General features: G+C 63.9%; 19 protein-coding genes. 14 read left to right on the plus strand and 5 right to left on the minus strand.

Going from position 1 to position 23,976, the window contains the following annotated elements; all coding sequences use genetic code 11:
• Positions 1-31 precede the first annotated feature (31 nt).
• From lodA to GWC77_RS04065, 3 genes are all read left to right on the plus strand, one after another.
• A complete protein-coding gene (gene lodA, locus GWC77_RS04055) occupies positions 32-2,068 on the plus strand; it encodes a CTQ-dependent lysine 6-oxidase LodA (protein WP_173255581.1) in 2,037 nt (678 codons plus the stop codon).
• Positions 1,992-3,227, plus strand: a complete 1,236-nt coding sequence (locus GWC77_RS04060; RefSeq protein ID WP_173255582.1) for an NAD(P)/FAD-dependent oxidoreductase — start codon at positions 1,992-1,994, stop codon at positions 3,225-3,227. Before lodA ends, GWC77_RS04060 begins: the two co-directional genes overlap by 77 nt.
• Positions 3,228-3,299: 72 nt before the next feature.
• Complete coding sequence (locus tag GWC77_RS04065; RefSeq protein ID WP_173255583.1) at positions 3,300-5,048, plus strand: tetratricopeptide repeat protein; 1,749 nt, start codon at positions 3,300-3,302, stop codon at positions 5,046-5,048.
• Between the two features lie 10 nt (positions 5,049-5,058).
• Here the strand turns inward: GWC77_RS04065 and dapA are convergent, their stop codons facing one another.
• Positions 5,059-5,913, minus strand: coding sequence for a 4-hydroxy-tetrahydrodipicolinate synthase (gene dapA / locus GWC77_RS04070; RefSeq protein ID WP_173255584.1), 855 nt, complete (start codon positions 5,911-5,913; stop codon positions 5,059-5,061).
• A 343-nt stretch (positions 5,914-6,256) separates the two neighbouring features.
• On the opposite strand from dapA, the gene GWC77_RS04075 reads away from it, so the two are divergent.
• Positions 6,257-7,549 (plus strand): aspartate carbamoyltransferase, encoded by a 1,293-nt coding sequence (locus GWC77_RS04075; protein ID WP_173255585.1) that lies wholly within the window; start codon positions 6,257-6,259, stop codon positions 7,547-7,549.
• A 45-nt stretch (positions 7,550-7,594) separates the two neighbouring features.
• Here the strand turns inward: GWC77_RS04075 and GWC77_RS04080 are convergent, their stop codons facing one another.
• Positions 7,595-8,413, minus strand: coding sequence for a hypothetical protein (locus tag GWC77_RS04080; RefSeq protein ID WP_173255586.1), 819 nt, complete (start codon positions 8,411-8,413; stop codon positions 7,595-7,597).
• 405 nt (positions 8,414-8,818) lie between these two features.
• Between GWC77_RS04080 and GWC77_RS04085 the strand changes: the two genes are divergently transcribed.
• The 4 genes from GWC77_RS04085 (at position 8,819) to GWC77_RS04100 (ending at position 13,565) form a co-directional block, all read left to right on the plus strand.
• On the plus strand, positions 8,819-9,523 hold the full coding sequence (locus GWC77_RS04085) for a 2Fe-2S iron-sulfur cluster-binding protein (protein WP_254366792.1): 705 nt from the start codon (positions 8,819-8,821) through the stop codon (positions 9,521-9,523).
• A 22-nt stretch (positions 9,524-9,545) separates the two neighbouring features.
• Complete coding sequence (locus GWC77_RS04090; protein WP_173255588.1) at positions 9,546-10,565, plus strand: xanthine dehydrogenase family protein subunit M; 1,020 nt, start codon at positions 9,546-9,548, stop codon at positions 10,563-10,565.
• Positions 10,562-12,784 carry a xanthine dehydrogenase family protein molybdopterin-binding subunit gene (locus tag GWC77_RS04095; RefSeq protein ID WP_173255589.1) on the plus strand — a complete coding sequence of 741 codons (2,223 nt, stop codon included), beginning with the start codon at positions 10,562-10,564 and terminating at the stop codon, positions 12,782-12,784. Before GWC77_RS04090 ends, GWC77_RS04095 begins: the two co-directional genes overlap by 4 nt.
• A 193-nt stretch (positions 12,785-12,977) precedes the next feature.
• Positions 12,978-13,565 (plus strand): NTP transferase domain-containing protein, encoded by a 588-nt coding sequence (locus GWC77_RS04100; RefSeq protein WP_173255590.1) that lies wholly within the window; start codon positions 12,978-12,980, stop codon positions 13,563-13,565.
• Positions 13,566-13,596: 31 nt separating this feature from the next.
• On the opposite strand, the gene GWC77_RS04105 is transcribed toward GWC77_RS04100, so the two are convergent.
• Positions 13,597-14,616, minus strand: a complete 1,020-nt coding sequence (locus tag GWC77_RS04105; protein WP_173255591.1) for an NAD(P)-dependent alcohol dehydrogenase — start codon at positions 14,614-14,616, stop codon at positions 13,597-13,599.
• Positions 14,617-14,741: 125 nt separating this feature from the next.
• Between GWC77_RS04105 and GWC77_RS04110 the strand changes: the two genes are divergently transcribed.
• From GWC77_RS04110 to GWC77_RS04135, 6 genes are all read left to right on the plus strand, one after another.
• Complete coding sequence (locus tag GWC77_RS04110; RefSeq protein WP_173255592.1) at positions 14,742-15,764, plus strand: LysR family transcriptional regulator; 1,023 nt, start codon at positions 14,742-14,744, stop codon at positions 15,762-15,764.
• A 70-nt stretch (positions 15,765-15,834) separates the two neighbouring features.
• A complete protein-coding gene (locus GWC77_RS04115; RefSeq protein ID WP_173255593.1) occupies positions 15,835-15,987 on the plus strand; it encodes a hypothetical protein in 153 nt (50 codons plus the stop codon).
• Positions 15,988-16,217: 230 nt separating this feature from the next.
• Positions 16,218-17,759, plus strand: coding sequence for a methyl-accepting chemotaxis protein (locus GWC77_RS04120; RefSeq protein WP_173255608.1), 1,542 nt, complete (start codon positions 16,218-16,220; stop codon positions 17,757-17,759).
• Between the two features lie 327 nt (positions 17,760-18,086).
• Positions 18,087-19,754, plus strand: a complete 1,668-nt coding sequence (locus GWC77_RS04125; RefSeq protein WP_254366793.1) for a penicillin-binding protein 2 — start codon at positions 18,087-18,089, stop codon at positions 19,752-19,754.
• A 269-nt stretch (positions 19,755-20,023) separates the two neighbouring features.
• The gene (locus GWC77_RS04130; RefSeq protein ID WP_254366794.1) at positions 20,024-20,746 is read left to right on the plus strand and encodes a hypothetical protein; all 723 of its coding nucleotides are present in this window, start codon (positions 20,024-20,026) and stop codon (positions 20,744-20,746) included.
• Positions 20,747-21,236: 490 nt separating this feature from the next.
• Entirely contained in the window at positions 21,237-21,422 is a 186-nt protein-coding gene (locus GWC77_RS04135) for a hypothetical protein (RefSeq protein ID WP_173255595.1), read from the plus strand.
• 28 nt (positions 21,423-21,450) lie between these two features.
• Here GWC77_RS04135 and GWC77_RS04140 read toward each other — a convergent pair whose 3' ends face one another.
• Both GWC77_RS04140 and GWC77_RS04145 read right to left on the minus strand, forming a co-directional pair.
• The gene (locus GWC77_RS04140; RefSeq protein ID WP_254366795.1) at positions 21,451-22,743 is read right to left on the minus strand and encodes an NRAMP family divalent metal transporter; all 1,293 of its coding nucleotides are present in this window, start codon (positions 22,741-22,743) and stop codon (positions 21,451-21,453) included.
• A 186-nt stretch (positions 22,744-22,929) separates the two neighbouring features.
• Positions 22,930-23,829 (minus strand): LysR family transcriptional regulator, encoded by a 900-nt coding sequence (locus GWC77_RS04145; protein ID WP_217283160.1) that lies wholly within the window; start codon positions 23,827-23,829, stop codon positions 22,930-22,932.
• Positions 23,830-23,976 lie beyond the last annotated feature (147 nt).

Here is a 23,976-nt window from a genome sequence, read left to right on the forward strand (position 1 = left end):
GCGCGGCCGCCGTCACCGCGGGGAGACTGGCATGGCAAGCAGATATGCAATCGGCCCATCGATTGGGGTCGCCCGACTCGGCAACAGTCCCGACGATTTCTATCTCGAACCGGACGCGATCGCCGCGTTGCCGATCGAATGCGACAAGCAAGGCAATGTCGTGCACGACGGCGGACGACCGCGCCGCGTCACGCAGTTCAAGGATCCCCAAGGTCGAGTCAAGCGGCAAGGCGCGTACTTCCGCGTGTTCCGCATCGATGACAGCCAGCCGGGGGGCGTGGAAGTGACGCTCGACGACCCGGATGTGGCGTCGATGCAATGGACGGTGCACCTCGCCAACAAGAAGGCGTGCTGGTACAACTTCGCCGAGCTCGAGGGCAACCTGCTGTACGGCGAACAGAACAGCTATGGCAACAAGGACGTCCCGCTGCGCAACGCGGACAAGCAAGGCACCACGGCGCGGCGCGAGCTCATTATCGACCCGGGTCCGCGCAGCTTGAGCGGACGCACGCAGCGCACGACGTTCGGCAAGGACACCGTGCCGCCAAGTTACGAGTTCGCCAGCTTTCCGAGGCCGGTGACGATCGGCGATCAGATCACCACGCTAGGCGATATGCTCACGGACCAGGCTGGCCGGCTCATCGTGCTCGGCGGCTTCGGACGCTCGGGCGGCGATCAGCCTATCTCGTCGTTCGCCGGGGCCAACACCTGGCATGACGACATCTCGGACGGCCCGGTGTCCTGCAGCATCACTTTCAAGAACGGCACGGCCATCGAACTGGAAGCATGGTGCGTCGTCGGCTCGCCAAAGTTCGCTCCGGAAATCGCGAACGTCGTCACGCTCGATGACACGATGTACGACGTTGCGGTGCGACACTTCGAGACCGAGCCGTCGATGTATTCGGGTGGCGCATACAACCCGACGTATGTGGCGAACTTCGAGCGCGACATCAAGCCGATTCTGGAACGTCCCGCCGCGTATCGTTGGGTCGCGAATGTCCCGTCGATGAACTCGCTGTCGCCGCCGATGTTCGATGCGCGCGATACCTCGACGGCCAATGCACCGCTGCGTCAGGCCTACTTCGCGCTGTTCAGGGAGCCCAGCCCGGAAAATGCGATCAGCGCGGCGAGCAATACGCTGTTCGCGCCGGGCGGCTTCCCGCTCATGCCGCTGAATTCCGGCAGCAATTCGGTCAGCAACACGATGATCGACAAGTTTCTCACCCTCACCCAAACCCAATACTTTCTGCTCGGTCAATGGGCGGCCGGCAAGTTCAGCGTCACGGCGCCCCCGCCGGTGGATACCGTTACCGCGCTGAGCCGCGGGAGCGTCGGCAACTGCGTCGGCGGGCCGTTCTGCCCAGGCATCGAGGTCACGTGGAGCACACGCAATCCGAATATCTACAACGGTGCTCTGCGCATCCGGCACCGCCATCCGCAACAGTGGTACGACGCGCACGGGCTGAATCCGGACGAGGATGAAACCGCGGCGCCGCTCGGTTGCGAACCGGGTGACCTGACCAAGCGCATGGCCATTCCATGGCAGGCGGACTTCTTTCAATGCTCGGTGCAGTACATCAATTTCACCGACCCGAATATCAACAAGAGCGACGGCATCCCGACTCCCCCCACCTACTATGCTTATTGGTGGCCGCCGCAAAGCCCCTGGGTCGTGATCACCGGTGACGAAACCGCGGCCTTGCAGTCAGCGGCGGGCACCCCAGCCGGCTTTCAGGTGCTGTACACGCGCGGTATCAACACCTTCGGACAGATGATCAGTTCGTGGCATTACATGGGCTTCATATTGAACCGAACGAGCAGCGAGTTCCGCGAGGTGTTCCCATACTTCACGGAACAGGAACGCGACCATGGTGCCTTTGTTGCGGCCGCGGTCGCGGTGGGCGATGCCAGCAACGTCGTGAGCGGCACGGATCAGAACTTCAGCAACGTCTGGTTCATGGTCCCACCGCCGCCGTCACAGGCGCCCGGCCATGGCCCTGCAACCCCCGCCGCCGTATCGTTCGCCAGTGCCCGACGCCATGGCCGCCAGGCGCTGCGAGACGACTGACGTCGCCATAGTGGGCGGCGGCCCGGCCGGTGCCGCCGCCGCACTGACACTGGCGCGCTATACCGCGCATCGCGTCACGCTCATCGAGGCGAGCGACTATGCAGGCGTGCGCATCGGCGAGACGGTGTCGGCCGGCATCGTGCCGTTGCTCGACTACCTTGGTGTCGATAGCGCATGCCTCCAGCCCGAACGACTGGTGGCAACCGCCAGCGCGGCAGCGTGGGGCACGCCCGAACTGGTCGTGCACGATGCGATCTTCAGCGCGCGCGGCGCCGGCTGGCACCTTAACCGCGCGGCGTTCGATGCCGCGCTCGCGGGCGCGGCGGCCGAAGGCGGCGCAACGCTCTTGAGCGGCATGCGCATGCGCAGAGCACATTTCGACGATGGCGTCTGGCACCTGCTGCTCGACGACGGCGTGCTCGGGGCGCGCGAGATCGTGGCCGATCAGGTCATCGATGCGACCGGCCGACGCGCGCGTTTCGCGCGCGCGGCCGGCGCGCAGCGCCGCGTGTTGGATCATCTGGTCGGGCTGGTCGCTTATATGGATCTGTCAGAGAACGACGCGTTGGGCTGCTCGACACTGGTCGAGGCGACCGATGACGGTTGGTGGTACAGCGCACCGCTACCGCACGCTCGTGCAGCGGTGGCGTTCATGACCGATGGCGATATCGTGCGCCAGCGCGAGCTGCTGAGGGCGCCGGCTTTTGCCGCGTTGTTGCGCGCGACGCAGCATACTGCCGCCCGCTTTGCCGGGCTGCCGCTGCCGGGCGCCCCACGCGCCTATCCCGCCGAGTCTCAATATTTGTCCATCTGTTCGGGGCCCGGCTGGGTCGCCGCAGGCGATGCGGCCGCGAGCTTCGATCCGCTGTCGTCGCTGGGCATTGGACACGCGATTGCCAGCGGCATCCACGCGGCGCGCATCGCCGATGAGCGAATGCGCGGCAGCGACGCGCTCGCACGCAGCTATAACGCCGACGTGGCACGCAACTTTGCGTCCTTCGCCGCGGCGCAGCGCTCGCTTTACGGGCTCGAACAGCGTTTCCGCGAACGGCCGTTCTGGGCCCGGCGCCATCGCGAGCAGGGACTGCCCGCCGCGGCCTTTCCGATCGATGATGAACATGAGACACTCGATGCGTCCGCTTTTCCTCCGACAACCTGATGTTGCAAACGGGACGAGCCGTTACGTGACAAGAATATTTTTGTAGTCTGGGATTTCGTCCCTCAGCCCTTCATGAGCAAACCCGGTAATCCTCGACAACTCGCCACTCTGCTTCAGCAAGCCGTCGCCCTGCAGCAAAACGGAGCGCTCTCCGACGCCGAAGAGATCTACCGCGAAATCCTCGCGCAGCGCCCTCGCCATTTCGATGCCCTCCAATTACTGGGCGCGCTCGCGCTGCAAACCGGCCGCATCGAGGAAGGCGCGCAACTGCTGCAACGGGCCATCGACATCGACGGGACCCAAGCGCCGCTTCATTCGAACCTCGCTTTTGCGCTCAACGCTTTGGGTCGGCCGCGCGACGCGCTCGCCAGCGCGAATCGCGCGCTGGCGCTCAAGCCCGGCTTTGCCGATGCGCTAAATAATCGCGGTATGGCGTTCGCGGCACTCGATCGTCCGGACGAGGCGCTCACGAGTTTCGACCAGGCGCTGGCCGCGAAACCGGACTTTGCGGCAGCCTGGAACAACCGCAGTTGCGCGCTGCGCGACCTCGGGCTGGCCGCCGAGGCCCTCGAGAGCTGCGATGCCGCGCTGAAACTGCGACCGAACTACGCGCAAGCCTGGAGCAATCGGGGCAACGCGCTGAGCGACCTCAATCGCCCGCACGAAGCGCAGGCAAGTTACGCGCGCGCGCTCGAACTCGCACCCGATTTTGTCGATGCCTGGAACAACCTCGGGCTGACGTTCGTCGATCTGAACCGGCATGCGGATGCGCTCGAGAGCTATGAGCGTGCGCTCGCGCTCGCGCCGGACGCCGTCGAGACACGCTGGAATCGTGCGCTGTGCCTGCTCCAACTCGGCCGACTCGACGAGGGATGGGCCGAATACGAATGGCGCTGGCGACGCAAACGTATCGCGGCGGGCTCGCGTGCGTCCGCCGCGCCACAGTGGCGCGGCGATGCGCCGCTCGATGGCAAAACCATTCTGCTTCACGCCGAACAAGGTCTCGGCGACACACTGCAGTTTTGCCGTTACGCGTCGCTCGTCGCACGACGCGGCGCACGCGTGATCCTCGAAGTGCAGCCGGAACTGATGCGGCTCTTGCGAGATCTGGATGGCGTGGCGGAGCTGATCGTGAGCGGCGCGCCGCTGCCGCGTTTCGATTACCATTGCCCGCTGCTCAGTTTGCCGCTTGCACTGCATACGACGCTCGACACCATTCCAGCGACCGTACCTTATCTGCATGCCGACCATGAAGACTCGGAGCGTTTTCGCGTTCGGGTCGACGAGGCGATGGCCGGGTCGGATTCGGGCGCATTGAAAGTCGGGCTGGTCTGGGCGGGCGGCGCTCGTGCTCATGTGCCGGAGCTGCGCAAGAACGACGCACGTCGATCGCTCGCCTTCGAACAGCTTGCGCCGATTCTCGATGTGCCTCATGTACGGTTTTTCAGCTTGCAAAAGGGTGCTGCCGCCACGCAGCTTCGAGAAGCCCAGGCCGGGCAGGGAGTGCTGCAAGCAGCGGCCCGGCGTATCGTCGATTGGACCGACGATCTGCAGGATTTCGCCGATACGGCGGCGCTCGTGGCCAACCTCGATCTCGTCATCTCGGTGGATACGTCGACCGCACATCTGGCAGGCGCGATGAACCGGCCCGTCTGGATTCTCAACCGCCTCGATACCTGTTGGCGATGGATGCTCGAGCGCGAGGACAGCCCGTGGTATCCGAGCGCGCGGCTCTTTCGCCAGCCCTCGCTCGGCGATTGGACCACCGTGCTCGCAGCCGTGGCACATGCACTGCGCGAACGCGCCACGGCTGCGTGCTGACAGGCGGCGGCTAAGCCGCCCACTGCGCAAGACGGCTACCGAGTTCGCTGCTGGCCGTCGTCATCGGCGCACGCAACTCGTTGGCCAGCAGTCCGAGTCCTGCCAGCGCGGCCTTCACAGGCGCGGGATTGGGCTCGGAACCGAGCGCCTGCAGGAGCGGCGCGAGCTCATGGAAGATGCGGCGGGCTTCGATGAGCTCGCCGCGCTCGCACGCGCGATACATCGCAACGAAACGCTCGGTCCGAACATGCGCCGCTGCCGAGATCGCACCACTGCCACCCATGCAAAGCGTGCTGAAAATCGCGTCGTCGTTACCGGCCAGCACTTGCAAGCGCCCATCGGCAATCAGCGCCCGGGTCGTCTCGGCCGAGCCCGCGCAATCCTTGATGGCCGTAATGCGAGGGTGAGCGGCGAGCGCCAGCACGGTATCGAGCTCGATGCGCACTCCGGTGCGGTGCGGAATGTCGTAGAGAAGCAGCGGCTTTTCGCTTCGATCCGCCAGCGAGGAGAAATGCTCGATGAGGGCCGCTTGCGACGGACGGATGTAATAAGGCGCCGAAATCAGCAAACCCGCGAGCGGAAGTTCATTGAGCCGCCTCACAGACTCGTGTAGTTGCAACGTTTGATTGCCTGCAATGCCCGCGACGACGGGCGAATCCCCTGCTGCGCGCAAGACTGTGTCGAGCACGGCTGCGCGCTCGTCGCTGGCGAGTGCCGCCGGCTCGCCAGTGGTGCCCAGCGCGACGAAGCCGGCAACGCCCTGCCGGCGATACCGTTCGACGAGCGACGCAAGGGCACGATGATCGACCGCACCCGCTGAAAAAGGCGTAACGAGCGGGATCCAGATACCAGAGAAATTCGACATGTTTTCTTCACCTCGATGTACTGACCGAAGAGAATCCGTCGAACGGCGAAGGGGTGGCGCAAGAAGTGAGGCGGCTAGTCGCTGTCCCGTCGATCGCCCGACGGCAACAGCGCGCCGGTCAGACGAGCAGCTGTTTTTTGGCTTTGGAAACCGCGCACGCCACCGCGTTCGCCGGCGCAAGGCGCACAGCGGACTCGTCAAAAGCGGCAAGGAAGGGGCGGCGGTCGAAATCCATTCGACGCAGTGTACAGGGGACTGCGCCATCGAATCAATCGAATGCTTGACTTCTTATCGCGGCAACGTAATATACGCAGCGCGTATAAATCATCGAGGAGCCCACGGCATGAGCGTTCCCCAGCAAGCCTTCCTACGCGACGCCATGCGCCGCCTCAACATGACGCGCGACGCGTTCGCCAGCCGCATCGGTGTCAGCCGCCGCGCACTTGACACCTGGCTACTGCCCGAGGACTCGCAGGAATCGCGCAGCATGCCCGAGATCGTCGAGCGCTTCGTCTCGGAAATCGTCGAGCGTCGGGAGCAGCTGCCAGAATATACGCAAAGTGTAGATTCTCAATCGATCGCCAGCCAGATGCTGTTCGAGGGCAAGCCGCAGCTCCTCTCGGTCGATCAGTTCTCGCGCGATGCCGTGGAGGCACTGTTTCGCGTTGCCGACATCATGCAGCCCATCGCACAGCGCAAGAAGATTTCGCGCGTGCTGGAGGGCGCCGTGCTCGGTAATCTGTTCTTCGAAGCCAGTACCCGCACGCGCGTCTCGTTCGGCGCGGCCTTTTGCCGGCTCGGGGGCACCGTGTGCGACACGACGGGTTTCACGTTCTCGTCGATGGCCAAGGGTGAATCGATCTACGATACGAGCCGCGTCATGAGCGGCTATGTCGATGCGCTCGTGGTGCGCCATCCCGAGCAAGGCTCCGTCGCCGAATTCGCACGCGCGACCAACCTGCCCGTGATCAACGGCGGCGACGGTCCGGGCGAACACCCGAGCCAGGCCTTGCTCGATCTTTATACGATCCAGCGCGAGTTCTCCCGCCTCGGAAAAATCGTGGACGGGGCGCATATCGCGCTCGTCGGCGACCTCAAATACGGGCGCACCGTGCATTCGCTCGTCAAGCTGCTCGCGCTGTATCGCGGTATCAAATTCACGCTGATTTCACCGCCGACACTCGAGCTGCCCACGCATATCGTCGAGCAGATTTCACGCAACGGGCACGTCATCGAGCAAACGCACGATCTGGCCGCAGGGCTCGCAGGCGCCGATGTCGTCTACGCGACGCGTATTCAGAAGGAGCGCTTCAAGGACGAGTCGTTCGAAGGCTATACGCCCGACTTTCAGATCAACAAGGCCCTCGTGGATGCTGTCTGCGGGCGGGATACATTGATCATGCATCCGCTGCCGCGCGACAGTCGGCCCGGCGCGAACGATCTCGCGACGGACCTCAATCACGATTCGCGGCTGGCGATCTTCCGCCAGACCGACAACGGCATTCCCGTGCGAATGGCGATTTTCGCGGTGCTGCTCGGGGTGGAGAATCAGGTGCGTCACTCGATGCGCGACGCCGCGTGGCGCCCGCCGGCCTATCTCGGCCCGGACGATGCGATCTTTCATGGCATCGATTGAGACGCCACGGATGCGCGAGGCAACCCGTTCTCCGTCCTCTGTCCGCTAATTCCGGAGCAACCCGCAAAAGGGGCCTCGCCTTGGCCCTGCGGCCTGAGAGATCGCATTCAACGCGTCCGCTCGATCCGCCACTCGAAGCATGAGAACGATATTGCGCCTCAGAAACTTCGCGAGCCGATGGCGATCGCGCTCCCGTAAGCGCTCGAGGAGCGGCAGCACCTGTTGCAGCGCCTCGCCGGTATTGAGGTGAGCCCAGTCGTTCCCGGTGCGGTACGTTTCCGCTAGCGCGTTTGTCGCCAATTGGGAGGCAAGTATCGGGAAACGGGGATGGTCGTGCAGCGCGGCTACATGTTCACATAGCAATGCGAACCGGGCTCGCAAGGGTTCGATTGCCTCAGCCACATCCGCGTCAGGAAGCTTGTATTCGGCAACCGCTCGATCGACGATTTCCACTCGCAGCGCCTTAGGCAACTCAGTTATACGGCCAAGCGCCGGCGATGCGGCGTCGAGCACTGCGCCCTGGGGGTTCGCGAACACTTGAATCTCGCTTTCGGCGTCGGCTTTGATCGTTGCGATGCGCTCTCTTACGTGCGGTAGAAGTCCGAGCGTCGCGCGACCCGTCATGGCCAACCTCGCCTGCGCGTCCAGATCCAAGTGCTGTCCGACGGCAACGGCCACCTCATAGGGCAACCGGCCATCTGGCCGCGCCGCAGCGCGCGGCGACAACCCCGAGAGCACCGCCGATCTCGACGCCGCGAAGCGGCTGCCACGCTGCCCTGGCGTATCGGCCGGAGGTTGTCCGGTGGGCGGCGAAATATCGTCGCCGGTAATACCGGACCGGCTCCTCGATATAGAGAGTCCCATGCGCTACCCAACGATGTTCGATCGCGTTCAAAGAGCCAATACTTTGAACCGGTCCGGACAATCCGCGCATGGAACGCGGCGAAAACGCTTGCCTGCACGCGAACGCCCGCGGCGCTCGGCGTGGGCTCGCTCCGGACCACGTGCGTCGCAATCCCACGCGGCCCTTCGCCAGCAGGCAGACCCCAGCCGATGAGCAATTTTTCGAGCACTTGCTATAACAGTGGGAATCGGTCGCGCGCCGCACTTCCGCCGTTCGCTATCGGGCATTCCCTTTGCTGCACACGGGGCTGGCCGATACCGTGCGGGCGCGACACGCACGCAAGCCTTGCACGCGCGCTTCAGCCAGCTTACCGGAGCCCATTGACTGCCATGTCGAAGCCCACCGCTGCTCCACCAACGTCCCCCATGACGGATCCATCCGCCACGGCGGCGACGCACGAGGCGCTCCCCAATACGGCGCGCCGCCGTTTCCTACAAACTGCCGCCGCCGCGGCAGCTGCCGGTGCCGCGCCTCGACTGCACGCGGAGGATGCCGTCATGGCGCAACCCCCTACTCCCGCATCGGACACGACACCGCGACACGCCGCCCTCGCACAGCCCGTCAAATTGACGATCAACGGTCACCCCTATCTGCTGCAACTCGAACCGCGCGTCACACTGCTCGACGCGCTGCGCGAATATGTGGGACTCACCGGCACGAAAAAAGGCTGCGACCGCGGACAGTGCGGCGCCTGCACGGTACTGGCCGGCGGCAGGCGCATCAATGCGTGCCTGGCGCTTGCCGTCATGTACGACGGCGAAGCGATCACGACAGTCGAGGGGCTCGCATCGGGCGAGACGCTGAGCCCGCTCCAACAAGCGTTCATCGAACACGACGCGTTTCAGTGCGGATATTGCACGCCGGGTCAATTGTGCTCGGCAACGGCGTTGCTCGATGAATTCAAAGCGGGCAACGCGAGCGCGGCAACGAGCGACGTCCGCACGCGCCCTGCCGAACTCACCGCGCTGGAAATTCGCGAACGCATGAGCGGCAATATCTGTCGCTGCGGCGCCTATCCGAACATCGTGGCGGCGATCGCCGCTGTGCACACCGGCCGACGCACCGGTTGAGTGCGTCGGCGAGGGAGATTCGATGGAAGCCATTTCCTACGAACGGGCATTCGACGTTGCAACGGCGCTGCGCGCGATCCGCGAACCCGGCGCGGTATTCATCGGCGGCGGCACCAATCTCGTCGACCTCATGAAGGGCGGCGTGCAAAGGCCCCTGAAGCTTGTCGATATCACCCACATCGGCGCCGGGCTCGACACCATCGGCACGCTGCCCGATGGCGGTCTGCGCATCGGCGCGCTAGTGCGCAATAGCGATGCGGCCAATCACGCGCTCGTCCGCGAGGGCTATCCGCTGTTGACCGAAGCGTTGCTGGCCGGCGCTTCAGCGCAGTTGCGCAATATGGCCACGGTCGGCGGCAATCTGATGCAGCGAACGCGTTGTCCGTACTTCTACGACACCGCGTTTCCCTCATGCAACAAGCGTCTGCCGGGTAGTGGCTGCGGCGCGATCGCTGGCCATCACCGCGGCCACGCCATTCTTGGCGCGAGCCCGCAATGCATCGCCGTCAATCCGTCGGATATGAGCGTGGCGCTGGCCGCGCTCGATGCCACCGTGCGCGTCGCGGGGCAAGACGGGGAGCGCCTGATCCCGATCTCCGAATTTCATCGGCTGCCAGGGGACCGGCCCGACATCGACACGACGCTGCGCCCGGACGAGCTGATCACTGCAGTCGAACTGCCGCCGCCCGCATTCGCACACCATGCGCACTATCTGAAGGTGCGCGACCGCGCGAGTTACGCGTTCGCGCTCGTCTCTGTGGCCGCCGGCTTACGACTCGACGGCAACGCGGTATCGACCGCCCACATCGCGCTGGGCGGCGTGGCGCACAAGCCTTGGCGCGCGACGATCGCCGAACGGATGCTGACGGGCCGGCCATTGTCCGATGCAACATTGCGCGAAGCGGCAGCGGCCGAGTTGCGCGCAGCCCACCCGCAGCGAGAAAACCGCTTCAAGGTCGCGCTGGCCGAACGCTCGATTGTGCGCGCGGTCGAGGTGGCAGCGCGCGGCGGCGACACGGGCCGCACGGGAGCCACGACATGAACATCATCGGTCAACCGCTCGATCGCACCGACGGCGTGCTCAAGGTCACGGGCCAAGCTCAGTACGCTGCGGAATTTCCAGCCGGCCGGCTCGCGCACGCCGTGCTCGTCACGAGCACGGTCGCGTGCGGCTCGGTCGCATCGATCGATTCGAGCTACGCCCGCACCCTGCCCGGCGTTCTCTACGTGATGACGTGGCAAAACGCGCCGCGTCTACCCGGCAACGGACAGCCGAAGGTTTCGCCGCCTGCGCTGCGGCGACTTTCGCTGTTGCAGGACAACGAAGTCCACTATGACAACGAGCCCATCGCCGTAGTGGTTGCCGATACGCTCGAACATGCCGTGCATGCCGCGGATCAACTGCGTGTCACGTATCGCACATCGCCTGCCTCGCTCGACTTCGCGCGGGGCAAATCGACGGGACACCCGCCCGCTTCGATGATCGGCGGTCCGGCGGACACGCAAATCGGCGATTTCAACGCCGGGCTGAAGGCCGGCAAAGTGCATATCGACGCGGTCTATACGACGCCGATGGAGCATCACAATCCAATGGAACCGCATGCCGTGCTCGCCTCGTGGGACGGGCCGCGACTCACGCTCTATGACACGACGCAAGGCGTCGCCAATGCGCAGCATGCCGTCGCCACGACGCTCGGCATACCGCCCGAGCAGGTGCACATCATTTCGCCGTTCGTCGGCGGCGGTTTCGGTTGCAAGGGTTCGGTGTGGTCGCACGTGGTCCTCTGCGCGATGGCGGCACGCGAGGTGGGCCGCCCCGTGCGTCTCGCGCTCACGCGCCCGCAGATGTTCGGGCCCGTAGGCGGCAGGCCGCGCACCGAGCAGCATATCGTTGCGGCGGCGCGCGCCGACGGCACGCTGACCGCGCTGCGCCACGATACGTTTGCGAATACCTCGAAGATCGAGGATTGGACCGAGACCTGCGGCGTCCTGACGCGCATGCTCTACAACGTGCCGAATCTCGCCACGACGCACCGGCTCGTGCCGCTGAATGTCGGCACGCCGACCTTCATGCGCGCGCCTGGCGAGGCAACCGGTTCGTTCGCGCTCGAGTGTGCGATGGACGAGCTCGCCTACGCGCTCGACATGGACCCCATCGAGCTGCGACTCAAGAATTATGCGGAAGTCTCCGCGCACGAGCATAAGCCCTGGTCCAGCAAGCAGTTGCGCGAATGCTATCGGCTCGGGGCCGAGCGCTTCGGTTGGGCGCGGCGGCCCCGCACGCCTCGCACGATGCACGCGGGCGACACGCTGATCGGCATGGGCATGGCGACGGCGACTTACCCCGCGCGACGCAGCGAAGCCTCGGCCACGGCGCAAATCCTGCCGGACGGTACCGCGAACGTCGTATCCGGCACCCAGGACATCGGCACCGGCACGTATACGGTCATGACGCAGGTGGCGGCGGACGCACTCGGCTTTCCAGTCGACCGCGTGCGTTTCGGCCTCGGCGATTCGACGCTGCCGCGCGCACCCGTGTCGGGCGGCTCGCAATCGGTCGCGAGCGTCGCACCGGCCGTTCACGAAGCCGCGAGTGCGGCACGCGCGCGGTTGATCGAGCTCGCGCGCGCAGACCGCGATTCGCCGCTTTTCGGCGTTGCGGCGGAGGAACTGACGGTCGTCGACGGCTGGGTGGTCAATCGCGCGCGGCCCACGCAGCGCGACCCCGCCGCCGCACTGATTGCCCGCGCCGGATCGCGGCCGATCGAAGCCACCGCGACGGCCCACAGCGGCGATGAGCGCGAGCACTTCGTTTTCGATTCGTTCGGCGCCGTATTCGTCGAAGCGCATGTCGATGCATCGCTCGGCACGATTCGCGTGCCCAGAGTCGTTGCCGTGTACGACGTAGGCCGGCTGCTCAACGCGAAGACCGGCCGCTCGCAATTGATCGGCGGCATCGTCTGGGGCATCGGCGCCGCGCTCGAAGAAGAGAGCGTGCTCGATGCGCGTTACGGCCGTTTCGTCAACGCCAATCTGGCCGAGTACCACGTGCCGGTCAATGCCGATATCGGCACGATCGATGTGACGGTGCTCGATGTGCCCGATACGCGGTTCAATTCACTCGGCGCCCGCGGCATCGGCGAGATCGGCATCACAGGTGTGGCAGCGGCCGTCGCCAACGCCGTCTATAACGCGACGGGCGTGCGAGTACGCGACTTGCCGATCACCCTGGACAAAGTCCTCGCACCGGCGACGGCCTGAGTCCAACCGTGGCCCGGGCTCGGCGCCTGCAAACGCGCGGCCGCACGAGTCGCTCGAGCGAGCGTCGCAAGACAGCGGCCTCGCGCTTGCCACGGTCGCTTGCCGCGGGTTGCCTCTACCGCCCTTGCCACTAGGGTTGCCGCGAGGTCTGCAGCCGCGCACAATCTAGGTCACTTTGCCACCGGACCTGCCGATGACCTATGCCTCACTTGCTACGGGATTGCTGCTTGCGGCCGGGCGCGGCACGCGCTTCGATCCGCTGGGCCAGCAAAACAAGCTCCTCGCGCCGCTCGCCGATGGCACACCTGTCGCGCGCGCGGCCGCGCACACGATGCTGACGGTATTGCCGCGCGTCATCGCGGTCGTGAGGCCCGGTGCGGAAGCGCTCGCGCATCTGCTCAACGAGGCCGGCTGCGAAGTCGTCTTTGCGATCGATGCCGAGCGCGGCATGGGCGCGAGCCTGGCGGCAGGCGTGCACGCGAGTGCCGATGCGGATGGATGGATCGTCGCTTTGGCCGATATGCCATGGATCTTGCCGGCGACCGTCGAGGCCGTGGCTCGCAAGCTTGGGGAAGGTGCGCCGATCGTCGCGCCCACTTACGAGGGGCGGCGCGGACACCCGGTCGGGTTCGGCGCGGTCCACGGAGAAGCGCTTGCCGCACTCGACGGCGACACCGGCGCCCGCGCTTTGCTTGTATCGCCAGGACTGACGACGATCGCGGTGGATGATCCCGGGGTGCTCGCCGATATCGATACACCCCAGGACTTGCGCCACAGATAGCGCGCAAGGGCAGGCTCACTTCCATGTTTGCTCAGCCGCCCATTTTCACGACGACCTTGCCGAACGCGCCACGTTCCAGATGTTGGAGCGCCTCGGGCAATTTATCGAACGAATAGACGGTATCGACGACGGGTTCGATCTTCGTCGCGTCGATCGCCCGCACGAGGGCTTCGAGCGCACGCCGATGCCCGACACCGATGCCCTGAATGACAGGCCGCGTCAGAAACGAAGGTACGCTCGGTAGCGTCATGCTGAGTTCGCCGAGCACGCCGATCAGCGAAATCCGTCCGCCTTGCCGTAGCGCGCGCAGCGACGCACCGAGGTTGTCTCCTCCCGCGAGTTCGAGGACATGATCGGCTCCGCGCCCGCCGGTCAGCTCGCGTACGACTTCGTCCCACCGGGGATGCTGCAACCGGTCGATGCCGTGCGTCGCGCCGAGCGCGAGGGCGCGCGCCAGCTTGTCGCTGCTGCTCGAGGTCACGATGACCTCGGCGCCGTGCGCTCGCGCGAGTTGCAGTCCGAACAGCGCGACACCGCCCGTCCCCTGCACCACCACCGTCTGGCCGGCGTGCAGAGCGCCTTTTTCGACGAGCGCGAACCACGCCGTCAGGCCGGCGCACGGCAGCGTACTCGCCTGGACCGCATCGAGCGAGCGCGGCGCGTGCACCGCCCAATCCTCGTGTAGAACGACGTACTCCGCCAGGACGCCAGGCAGTTTGCCGCCAATGACGCGCGCGTGGTCCGGCCAATCTCCATCGATCCAGCCCGCCCAGAAAGTTCCCATCACCTGGTCACCCTCGCGAAAGCGCGTGACTTTCTCGCCGACCGTGACGACGACGCCGGCCATATCGGAACCGGGCGTAAGCGGAAACGGCATCGAAGGCGCGCCGTCTTCGCCCGCGACGACCCCGAGGTCGCGATAGTTGAGCGATACGGCACCGATTCGGACCAGGATTTCGTTCGCGGCGGGCGTAGGTACCGGAGCTTCTTCGATGTTCAGGTGTTGCACACCCGGTTGCGCGACCACCCACTTCTGCATCATGCGACTCATAGGGACTCCTCATTACGTTGACGGAATGCGACGAGCTTAGCGACGAACAACAGGAACTAGTGGCGGCATTTTTTCCGCTCGTTGTAGACTTCATGGAACCAATAGGATATGAAACGAGGCTCACCATGACCGATCGCTTGGCGGGCATCGCCCCATTCGTGCATGCCGTGGAAGCAGGCAGCTTCGCGCTCGCCGCCGAGCGGCTGAATCTCACGCGTTCAGCGGTCGGCAAGAGCATCGCGCGGCTCGAGGAACGGCTCGGCACGCGGCTCTTTCAGCGCACCACGCGTTCGCAGAGCCTCACTGAAGATGGCGCGGCGTTTTACTCGCACTGCGCGCGTGCGCTTGCCGAACTGGAAGCCGGCGAAACTGCGCTCGCGGCCGCTCGGCACGAGCCGCAGGGGCGCCTGCATGTCGGCGTGCCGGTGCTGTTCGGGCGACGATGTGTCGCGCCGCTGCTGCTCGAGATGGCTGCGCGCTATCCGCGTCTGGAGCTGCAAATAAGCTTTACCGATCGCATCGTCGATCTCGTCGACGAAGGTGTCGATCTCGTCGTGCGCAGCGGACGGCTTTCCGATGTGCCGGCCGACCTCGTCGCGCGCAAGCTCGGCGAGCAAACCATGGTGCTCGTTGCCGCCCCTGAATATCTGGCGCGGCATGGTACGCCGCGTTGCGTCGCCGATCTGGCGCATCATCATGCGGTCGTCTATGCGAGCGGGCGCCGCGAAGCGCCATGGCCCCTTGCCGACCAGGGCGGGACGATGCGCGACATCACGATGAAGCAACGGCTGCGTTTCGACGATCTGGAGACTATCGCCGAAGCCGCCAAGGCGGCCGCCGGCATTGCGCGGCTGCCGTGCTGGTTGATCGCGGATGCTTTACGTACCGGCGAGCTCGTCAAACTGCTGACCGATACGCCCGGACCGCGCGTCGAAATGCATCTTGGGTGGCGCCGCACGCGACACCTGCCCACGCGGATGCGCGTCGCCATCGATCTGCTGATGATGCGCGTGCCGCCGATGTTGGCGATCGGAACCGGAGAGGAGGAAGACCGGGGCCACGAACGCATCGTTACCAAGGCCGGTCGGCGTAGCAGGGCGGGCCAAGCCGGCAATGCGGGACGCACGCTTCGCGCGAATAGCCTATAAAAGAGGAGGCGACGACGCCGTTCATGCCTTCGGTTTTCTCGTTCGACTTCCTCCTTTCTCGGGGCCGCTCATGAGCTACTGGATGCACACCACACCGAATCCCGATCCGCTCGCCGATCCGACGCGCGACCCGGAGGGCGAACCGCTGGTTCCGCCCCCCCCCGGCCATCACAACGACGAACCGCAACGTCCGGAAGGTCCGCCGGATAAAGATCCGGTCTGAGGCGTTGCCATTCGCATTCGCTCGGAACGCGACGAGGGCGCGAACACGAATGAGTGTCACAACACTCTCGCGCGCCCCCTATCCGTCATATCTATTGCGCTTTCCTCATCAGGGTTTCCCCGCCTGAAGTGCACCAAAAAAGTGCCGATAAGACGGTCAGGCTCGGCGTGCGCGGCTCAGGCACGTCACTGTCAACGACTCGACTGACCGGTGGAAACATAATGCGCAAGATGTCTTTGAATCAGAAGCTCGGCTCGATGGTGGCCGTGCTATGGGTAGGACTGATCCTGATCGCCATCGCGGGGGTATGGCGCTACCACGAATCGCTGCTGCAGGACCGGCGCGATCAACTGAAATCGCTCGTTCAGCAAGGCGAGAGTGTCGCCAAGCATTACTACGCGTTGTCGCAGCAACACGTGATGACGGAAGAGGAAGCCAAGAAGCAAACGCTGGAGACGCTGAAAGTCATGCGCTACGGCCAGGACGGCTACTTCTCGATCAACGACTCGAAGTCGGTGATGCTGATGCATCCGATCAAGCCGCAACTCATCGGCAAGGACTTGTCGAACTTCACCGACCCGGCCGGCAATCACCTGTTCCTCGATATCGTGAAGGTCGGAAGCCAGGAAGGCGGCGGCTTCACGAACTATCTCTGGTCGAAGCCGGGCAGCGAGGAGCCCGTGCCGAAAACATCGTATTCGCTGCGCTTCGCGCCGTGGGACATGTTCATCGTGACGGGAATGTACATGGACGACGTGAACGCCGCATTCAAGGGCGTCATCGTCCGCTGGGCGCTGATCACGGGCGTGCTCGGCGCTTTGGCAACCATCGCCATGGTGGTCGTCTTGCGCAGCGTGCGCCGCGAACTCGGCGGCGAGCTCGAGATCGCGATCGCCACGGCACGTCGCATGGCGCAAGGCGATCTGACGGTACGCGTGCCCGTGGGCAGCAACGACGACGAAAGCCTCATGGCCGCACTCGCGCAAATGCAGAAGGGTCTGGCCGATGCCGTTTCGCGCGTACGTAGCGGCGCCGAGAACATCAATGTCGGCGCGAGCGAGATCGCGGCGGGCAACACCGATCTGTCGCAGCGCACCGAACAACAGGCCGCCGCACTCGTGCAGACCGCGTCGAGCATGGACCAGATGACGTCCAACGTGAAACACAACGCGGATAGCGCGGCGCAGGCCGCGAACCTTGCGGAGCAGGCTGCCGATGTCGCGACGCGCGGCAGCAGCGTCGTCGACGATGTCGTCCGGACGATGAGCGAAATCACCTCGAGCTCGCAAAAGATCGGCGACATCATCGGCGTCATCGACGGCATCGCGTTCCAGACCAACATCCTGGCCCTCAATGCCGCGGTCGAAGCCGCGCGAGCGGGCGAGCAAGGCCGCGGCTTCGCCGTCGTCGCCTCGGAAGTGCGCAGTCTCGCGCAGCGCTCGGCAACGGCCGCGAAAGAGATCAAGGCGCTCATCGAATCGTCGACGAACACGGTCGATCAAGGCGCGGCGCTCGTCGCGAATGCTGGCTCGACCATGAGCGAGATCGTGCAATCCGTGCGGCGCGTCAACGAAATCCTCGAGGAAATCAGCCACGCCTCGCGCGAGCAAAGCGCGGGCATCGAGCAGGTCAATCGCGCGGTGGGCGAAATGGACAAGGTGACCCAGCAAAACGCGGCGCTCGTCGAAGAGGCAGCCGCTGCTGCACAGTCGCTGAAGGATCAGGCCGCGGTGTTGCGCGAAGCCATCTCCGGATTTGCGCTGCCGGCCTGACGCAGCGCGCGTTTTTCGCCCAACCGGGCCTAGCCAAGGCCGCCGCATTTGCGGCGGCCTTTTTCATTGGCGAGCTCGAATCGCTCGTTCGCCGCTGCCCTTCGGGTTCTCACAGGGCGTCGTTTTCGCCGTCCGCGCGTGCCCAGTTGCATGCGGCGTTGCCCCAATACCTTACGTTTAGCCTACAATGCTTGGCGGTTGGGGAGCTGGCAATGCCTTGGTGCTGCCTCGCTCCGTATTTGTCTGTGACGATTTCGCCCGTCTTGCTCATCGCCTGCCATTTCCCCGATGCCCCTGCTCCGCAAACGTCACGTCCCGTATGTATCGATGGAGAGAAGCGCCGTACTCGTCCCGCGTCTGCCGGCATGGCGCTCGTCGGTGGTCGTCGCGCTGTTGACGATGGGCTTCGCCACGCTCGCGGGGCGGGCGCTGTGGGTACAGATCGTCGAGCACGAATTTCACGTCGCTCAAGGCGAGAAGCGTCATCGCATCACCGTCGAGTCGGCAGGCATGCGCGGCCCGATCGTCGACCGTCATGGCGCCCTGCTCGCCGTGAGCCTGACGACCTACGAAATCTGGGTCGAGCCGCGGCGCCTGGGCAGCCCCGATCGAGCAAAGCTGGCTCGGGCACTCGGCATTGCTGCCGCCGAACTCGAGCGCCGGCTTTCGACGGAGCGCGCTTACGTGCTGCTCAAGCGTCACGTCGACGCGACGACCGCACAGGAAATCGACGAACTCGCCATCCCCGGCGTGACACGTGTCAGCGCATCGAAACGGTTTTACCCGGAAGGCGAATCCGTCGCGCACGTCGTCGGGTTCACGGATGTCGACGATGCAGGGCAGGAAGGCATCGAGCTAGCGGCCGATGCCATGCTTGCCGGCGAAACCGGCTCGCGCGACGTCATCCGCGACCGTCTCGGGCGCATCGTTTCCGAACTCGGTACACCTGTGAAACCGCGCAACGGCGGCACGGTTCGCCTCACCATCGACCGCCGCATTCAGCAGCTCGCCTACACCCAGCTGAAAGCCGCACTGACCAAGCACAATGCGCAAGCCGGCAGCGCCGTGGTGCTCGATGCGCAAAGCGGTGAAATTCTCGCACTGGCCAACGCCCCGAGCTTCGACCCGAACCGCCGGATGCACCGCGTGGGTTCAGCGCTGCGCAATCGCGCGTTGACCGATACGTTCGAGCCCGGCTCCACTGTGAAGCCGCTCGTCGTCGCGCTCGCGATGGATACGGGGCTCGCGCAGCCGGACACGCTCGTTCATACCGCGCCCGGCTATTACACGATCGGGCCGAACACGATTCACGATACGTCGAATCATGGAACCATCACCGTGGCGCAAGCGGTCTCCAAGTCGAGCAACATCGCGCTGGCGAAGCTCGCGCTGAACCTGCCGGCCGAGCGCATATGGACCATGTACCGCGACTATGGCATCGGCTACCAACCGCCGCTGCCTTTTCCTGGGGTGGCTGCGGGCAAGCTGCGGCCGTGGCAGCGCTGGCGGCCCGTCGAGCAGGCGACGATGGGCTACGGGTATGGTCTGTCCACTTCCCTATTACAGATCGCGCAAGCCTATACGGCGTTTGCCGGCGATGGCATGTTGCAGCCGGCGCGGCTGGTCGTCGCCGAGGACGACGGCACGGGAGCCGCATTCGGCGCCGCGGAAAAACGTCGCGTGACGACATCGGCCAGCGCGGCTGCCATTCGCGAGATGCTCGAAGCGGCCGCACGCACCGCACGTGTCGACGGCTATCGGGTCGGCGGCAAGACCGGCACCGCGTGGAAGCATATGGGGACTTCGTATGCGAAGGGCAAATATCGTTCGCTCTTCGTGGGGCTGGCACCCATTCACGCACCGCGAGTTGTCGTCGCGGTCATGATCGACGAACCTTCGCGCGGAGCCTATTACGGCGGGGCGGTGGCTGCGCCGGTGTTTGCGTCGATTGCGGGTGGGGTGTTGCAGTTGTTGGGGGTGCCGCCCGATGCGTAGCAGGTCAACCAACGACTGCTTTCGGACGAACGGAATGGACGACGGGAAGAACTGTTGATTTTAGATAAACAAGGACAGCAATGCTCGCCATAACATCGCCGTTATCGGAAAAATCAAAAACGTTCAAAAAAGTAAATTTCCAGAACGCACTTGACCTATATTACACCGAGCGACTTGAAAGCGCTCTGAAATCCTAATTAAGGAGACCATTACCCCAGAACACTTCACTGCAGTGCGCGTCAACATTTACCTCCAGCAGCACCTCACTCGTGCCCGCTAACAATAAGCCGGCAACGCACGATATTAATCTGCGCGCTCGAGTTCTAATATCCAACAATACTTTCGTCGGTTCGCCGTGCCGCTTTTCTGGTCATACCGCCTATAAATCGCCGACCAGATTTTTATTATTATTAAAAAAACGGGACTTCATTCTTCCGCGCTTCTCGGCCATTTCTCGAGAGACGACGATGCTTTTCTTGGAGATAAACATGAAGCACCTAGCATTGATTTCATTGGCTGCCCTGCTGGTCGCTCCCGCGGCTTGGGCCGAAACGAATCCCGCCAATGGGCCCAGCGGAGCACATTTTGCAACTGCTGAACCGGTATGCACCGTGGATCAAGCCACGCAGGACGTCAGCTGTACCGGCGCCACCATCGGGGGAGTCGGCCACACCAATGCGACAGCGATTCTGTCAGCGACCTACTCAGGCACCGTGCAGTGCACTAACCATGGCGGCCAGATCGTCGATGTGAAGACGCAGACCACGGACGCTACTTCATCGGGAAAACTGACCCCTTCCAGGAACGGGCAACTAGTCGTGCAGCCGCTCAGTGTGACGGCACCGACCACCCAGGAGTTACTAGCCTCTGCCACCTGCCCCAACGGGAACTGGACTAAGCAGTTGATAGCCGGCCCAACTCTCGCGAACTTCGTGTATACGATCACCTTCGCAGGCTTCAGCGGGCCTTATTTCAGCCTCACAGGGCCCTGATCGACTCGGCGCAGGTTTCAGCACTCGGACTGATACATGACAATGCGACGCTACCGAAAGCGTCCTGAACCATCGGGGGCGGATGGGCGTGCCGGCATCCGCTGGCACGTCTGCAATCGGCGGCGGCTGGTACCGTCATTTCGTACGGTGCCACGCCGGCTTTTCCTGAATCATCGGATGCGGGGCCATGCGACAAGACATCCATCTTGATTGCCGCGTACGGCATGTCCCACATGTACCGCGCCATTTTTTGCATGCGGGGCGAATGCTGTTGTTCAGTCTGCTGCTCACGGGATGCGGTGGTGGGGGTGCGGATTCGGCTCCGGCGTCGACGGCAGCTCCGCCGCAGGCTTCATCGGGACCGAGCACACTGGCCGTGCAAAGCGCGTCGCCAGGGGAAGAGAAATCGGCACCTTCGGCCCTGAAGGACGAAGCTGCCGTACCTTCGGTAGGGTCTGCCAGTTTTGTACAACTTAGCGCGCTCCCGCATATGTCGTCGCTGTCCGACCGTGAGAAAGCGGGGTTGCTCATGCTGTTGCCCTCCAAGTCGCCTGCGCAACGGATGGCATTGATCAACATGTATCCGAGCCTGGTCAAGCTGCCGGAGCAGCAAAAGGAGTTGTTGCTGGATCAACTGGAAAAAATCGTCCCGGTCACGGTAAGTCAGCGTCCATGACGCTTTCCGGTAGGCGGGCGTTGTGTCTCTATCGGCCCATGAACCAAAACATGGCGAGCGCTGCCGCTGCCATGGCGATCGTTGCAATCCAGCCTGTAACGCGCAGGTGCAACGGAATCACGAAGTTCCCCATGACCTTCGGATTCACCGCCATGAACATGATCAGTGCCATGATCGGCACGGACACCACGCCATTGATTACGGCGCTCCAATAAAGCGCCTTGACTGGATCGATCCGCGTAAAGCCCATTGCGAGACCGACGAGGGTCGACAGTACGATGATGGCGTAAAAGCGTTTCGCCAACCGGGGTTTCAGGGCCAGGCTATTGCGCCAATTGAACGTGCCCGCCATTGCATAAGCGGCCGATCCAGCGAGTACCGGAAGGGCGAGCAAGCCGGTACCGACGATTCCCAGACTGAAAAGGGTGAACGCGAACCGGCCTGCGATGGGCTTGAGTGCGAGAGCGGCCTGCGCCGACGTCTGGATGTCGGTTACGCCGTGTGCGTGCAGGGTGGCGGCGGTCGTCAGGATGATGAAAAAGGCGACGACATTCGAAACCCCCATCCCGATCCAGGTGTCCATCCGGATGCGACGCAAGCTGGCCGGGCCCTGCCGCGGCGCATGCTTGAGCGCACGCTGGCCCGCTTGGCCCCGCATCTCTTCGACCTCCTGCGAAGCCTGCCAGAAGAACAGGTAGGGGCTGATGGTCGTACCGAGCACCGCGACTATCGTGGTGAGGTAATCGCGTTTCCATGACAGTTGGGGAGCCAGCGTCCGCATCAACACGTTCTGCCAGGGGACTTCAACGACAAATACCGTGGCTACGTAAGCGAATAAGGCGAGCGTGAGCCACTTCAGGACGCGAACATAGCTGCGATAGGGAACGAAGACCTGCAGCACGACGGACAGCACGCCCAGCGCAACGGTGTACACGTGGGTTGGCCCCCCGACCACGAGGTTCAATGCCGCCCCCATCGCGCCAAGGTCGGCGGCGATGTTGATCGTATTGGCGACCAGGAGCAGAAGGACCGATCCATAGAGCAGCCATGCAGGATAGTGACACCTGATATTGGTTGCGAGGCCATGACCACTTACCCGGCCCAAGCGAGCGCTAATGACTTGGATCGCCACCATCAGCGGATAGGTGACGAAGGCGACCCACAGCATGTTGAAGCCGAACTGAGCTCCCGCCTGCGAATAGGTCGCAATACCGCTCGGGTCGTCGTCCGCGGCGCCCGTCACCAGTCCGGGGCCCAGCTTTTCCAGCCACGACGTCACTTCAGGATCCTGCTTGTCCGACGGGTCCATGTCGATGTCCATGTTCGCCTCTATAGGCAACAGTGATCCGTCAGCGAGCGATGCGCGACGCTGGGGCTCCGATGGATGACGTTTCCATCCGGAATGACTGACCACGTCCAAGCAATCTACAAACCAGGTCCCGGCGCGACGAGCTTCGGCGCCGCATTGCAGCATGGGTTTCGCCTTGCCTCGTGCATCCCGGATGCGTCAGCTCACATCCCAGTATGGCGGGCTTCCGAACGCATCGCGCAACCAGTCCGCCAGCGCACGCAGCTTCACTGAAGGATGCTGGCCATCTGAGTGTGCAATGTAGATGAACTCCGTTTCGGCCTGGATGCCGATATCGATGGGTATGAGGACACCGGACTTGAGCGCATCGCCCACGATGAACATGGGCAGCAATGCGATACCCAAACCGGCAATCGCCGAATCACGCATCATGTCGCCGTTATTCAGCATCAAGCCGGATCGACCGTGTACTACTGTGGTCTGGCCTTGATGCAAGAAGCGCCAATCCGCCCCTCCCCGGTTCATGTAGAAAATGCCGCGATGCCCCTCCAGTTCGGCCGGGGACGTCGGCAGGCCATGTTGGGCGACGTAGGACGGAGCCGCGACCAGTACGCGCCTGCTGGTGGCAAGCCGCCAGGCCACGAGGTAGGAATCGGGCATTGGGCCGTGCCGGATGACTGCATCGAAACCGTCCGCGCTCGCGTCCACCCGTCGGTCGTCAAGGTCCAAGGTGAGCTGGATCTCAGGATGGCGAGCGAGGAAAGGGTAAAGCGCCGGCCCCAGATGCATACGGCCAAAGGTCACGGGCGCAGAAATACGCAGCGGGCCTCTTAAGGACCCTCTGCGTTCGGCCAGATCGGCAATTGCCTCATCCACCTCCCGCGTGATGCGGATCGCCTTGGCAAGGAAGGCCTTGCCGTCTTCGGTCACTGTCAGCTTGCGGGTCGTCCGCTGCAGCAGACTCGTGCCCAGTGTCCTCTCCAACTCCACCAACCGCTCGCTGACTACAGACCTCGACACGCGCAGCCGACGTGCAGCCTCACTCAGCGAGCCGCTCTCCACCACCGACACAAAGGTAGCAATGCCCTCGAGCTTCATGATTGTTCGGATTTTCCGAAATGCTGGTGTGGGAATTGAAATCTACCCGGGCCGATTGCGCAAGCCCATACTTCTCGCATTGCAACGGGTAGCCAGCGATGGTCCGCTGCACCCCTATACAGCCCGTTACCCGGACGAGTCTTGCAC

The sequence above is a fragment of the Paraburkholderia sp. NMBU_R16 genome, assembly GCF_013282575.1.
In the GTDB taxonomy this organism is placed as follows: Bacteria; Pseudomonadota; Gammaproteobacteria; order Burkholderiales; family Burkholderiaceae; genus Trinickia.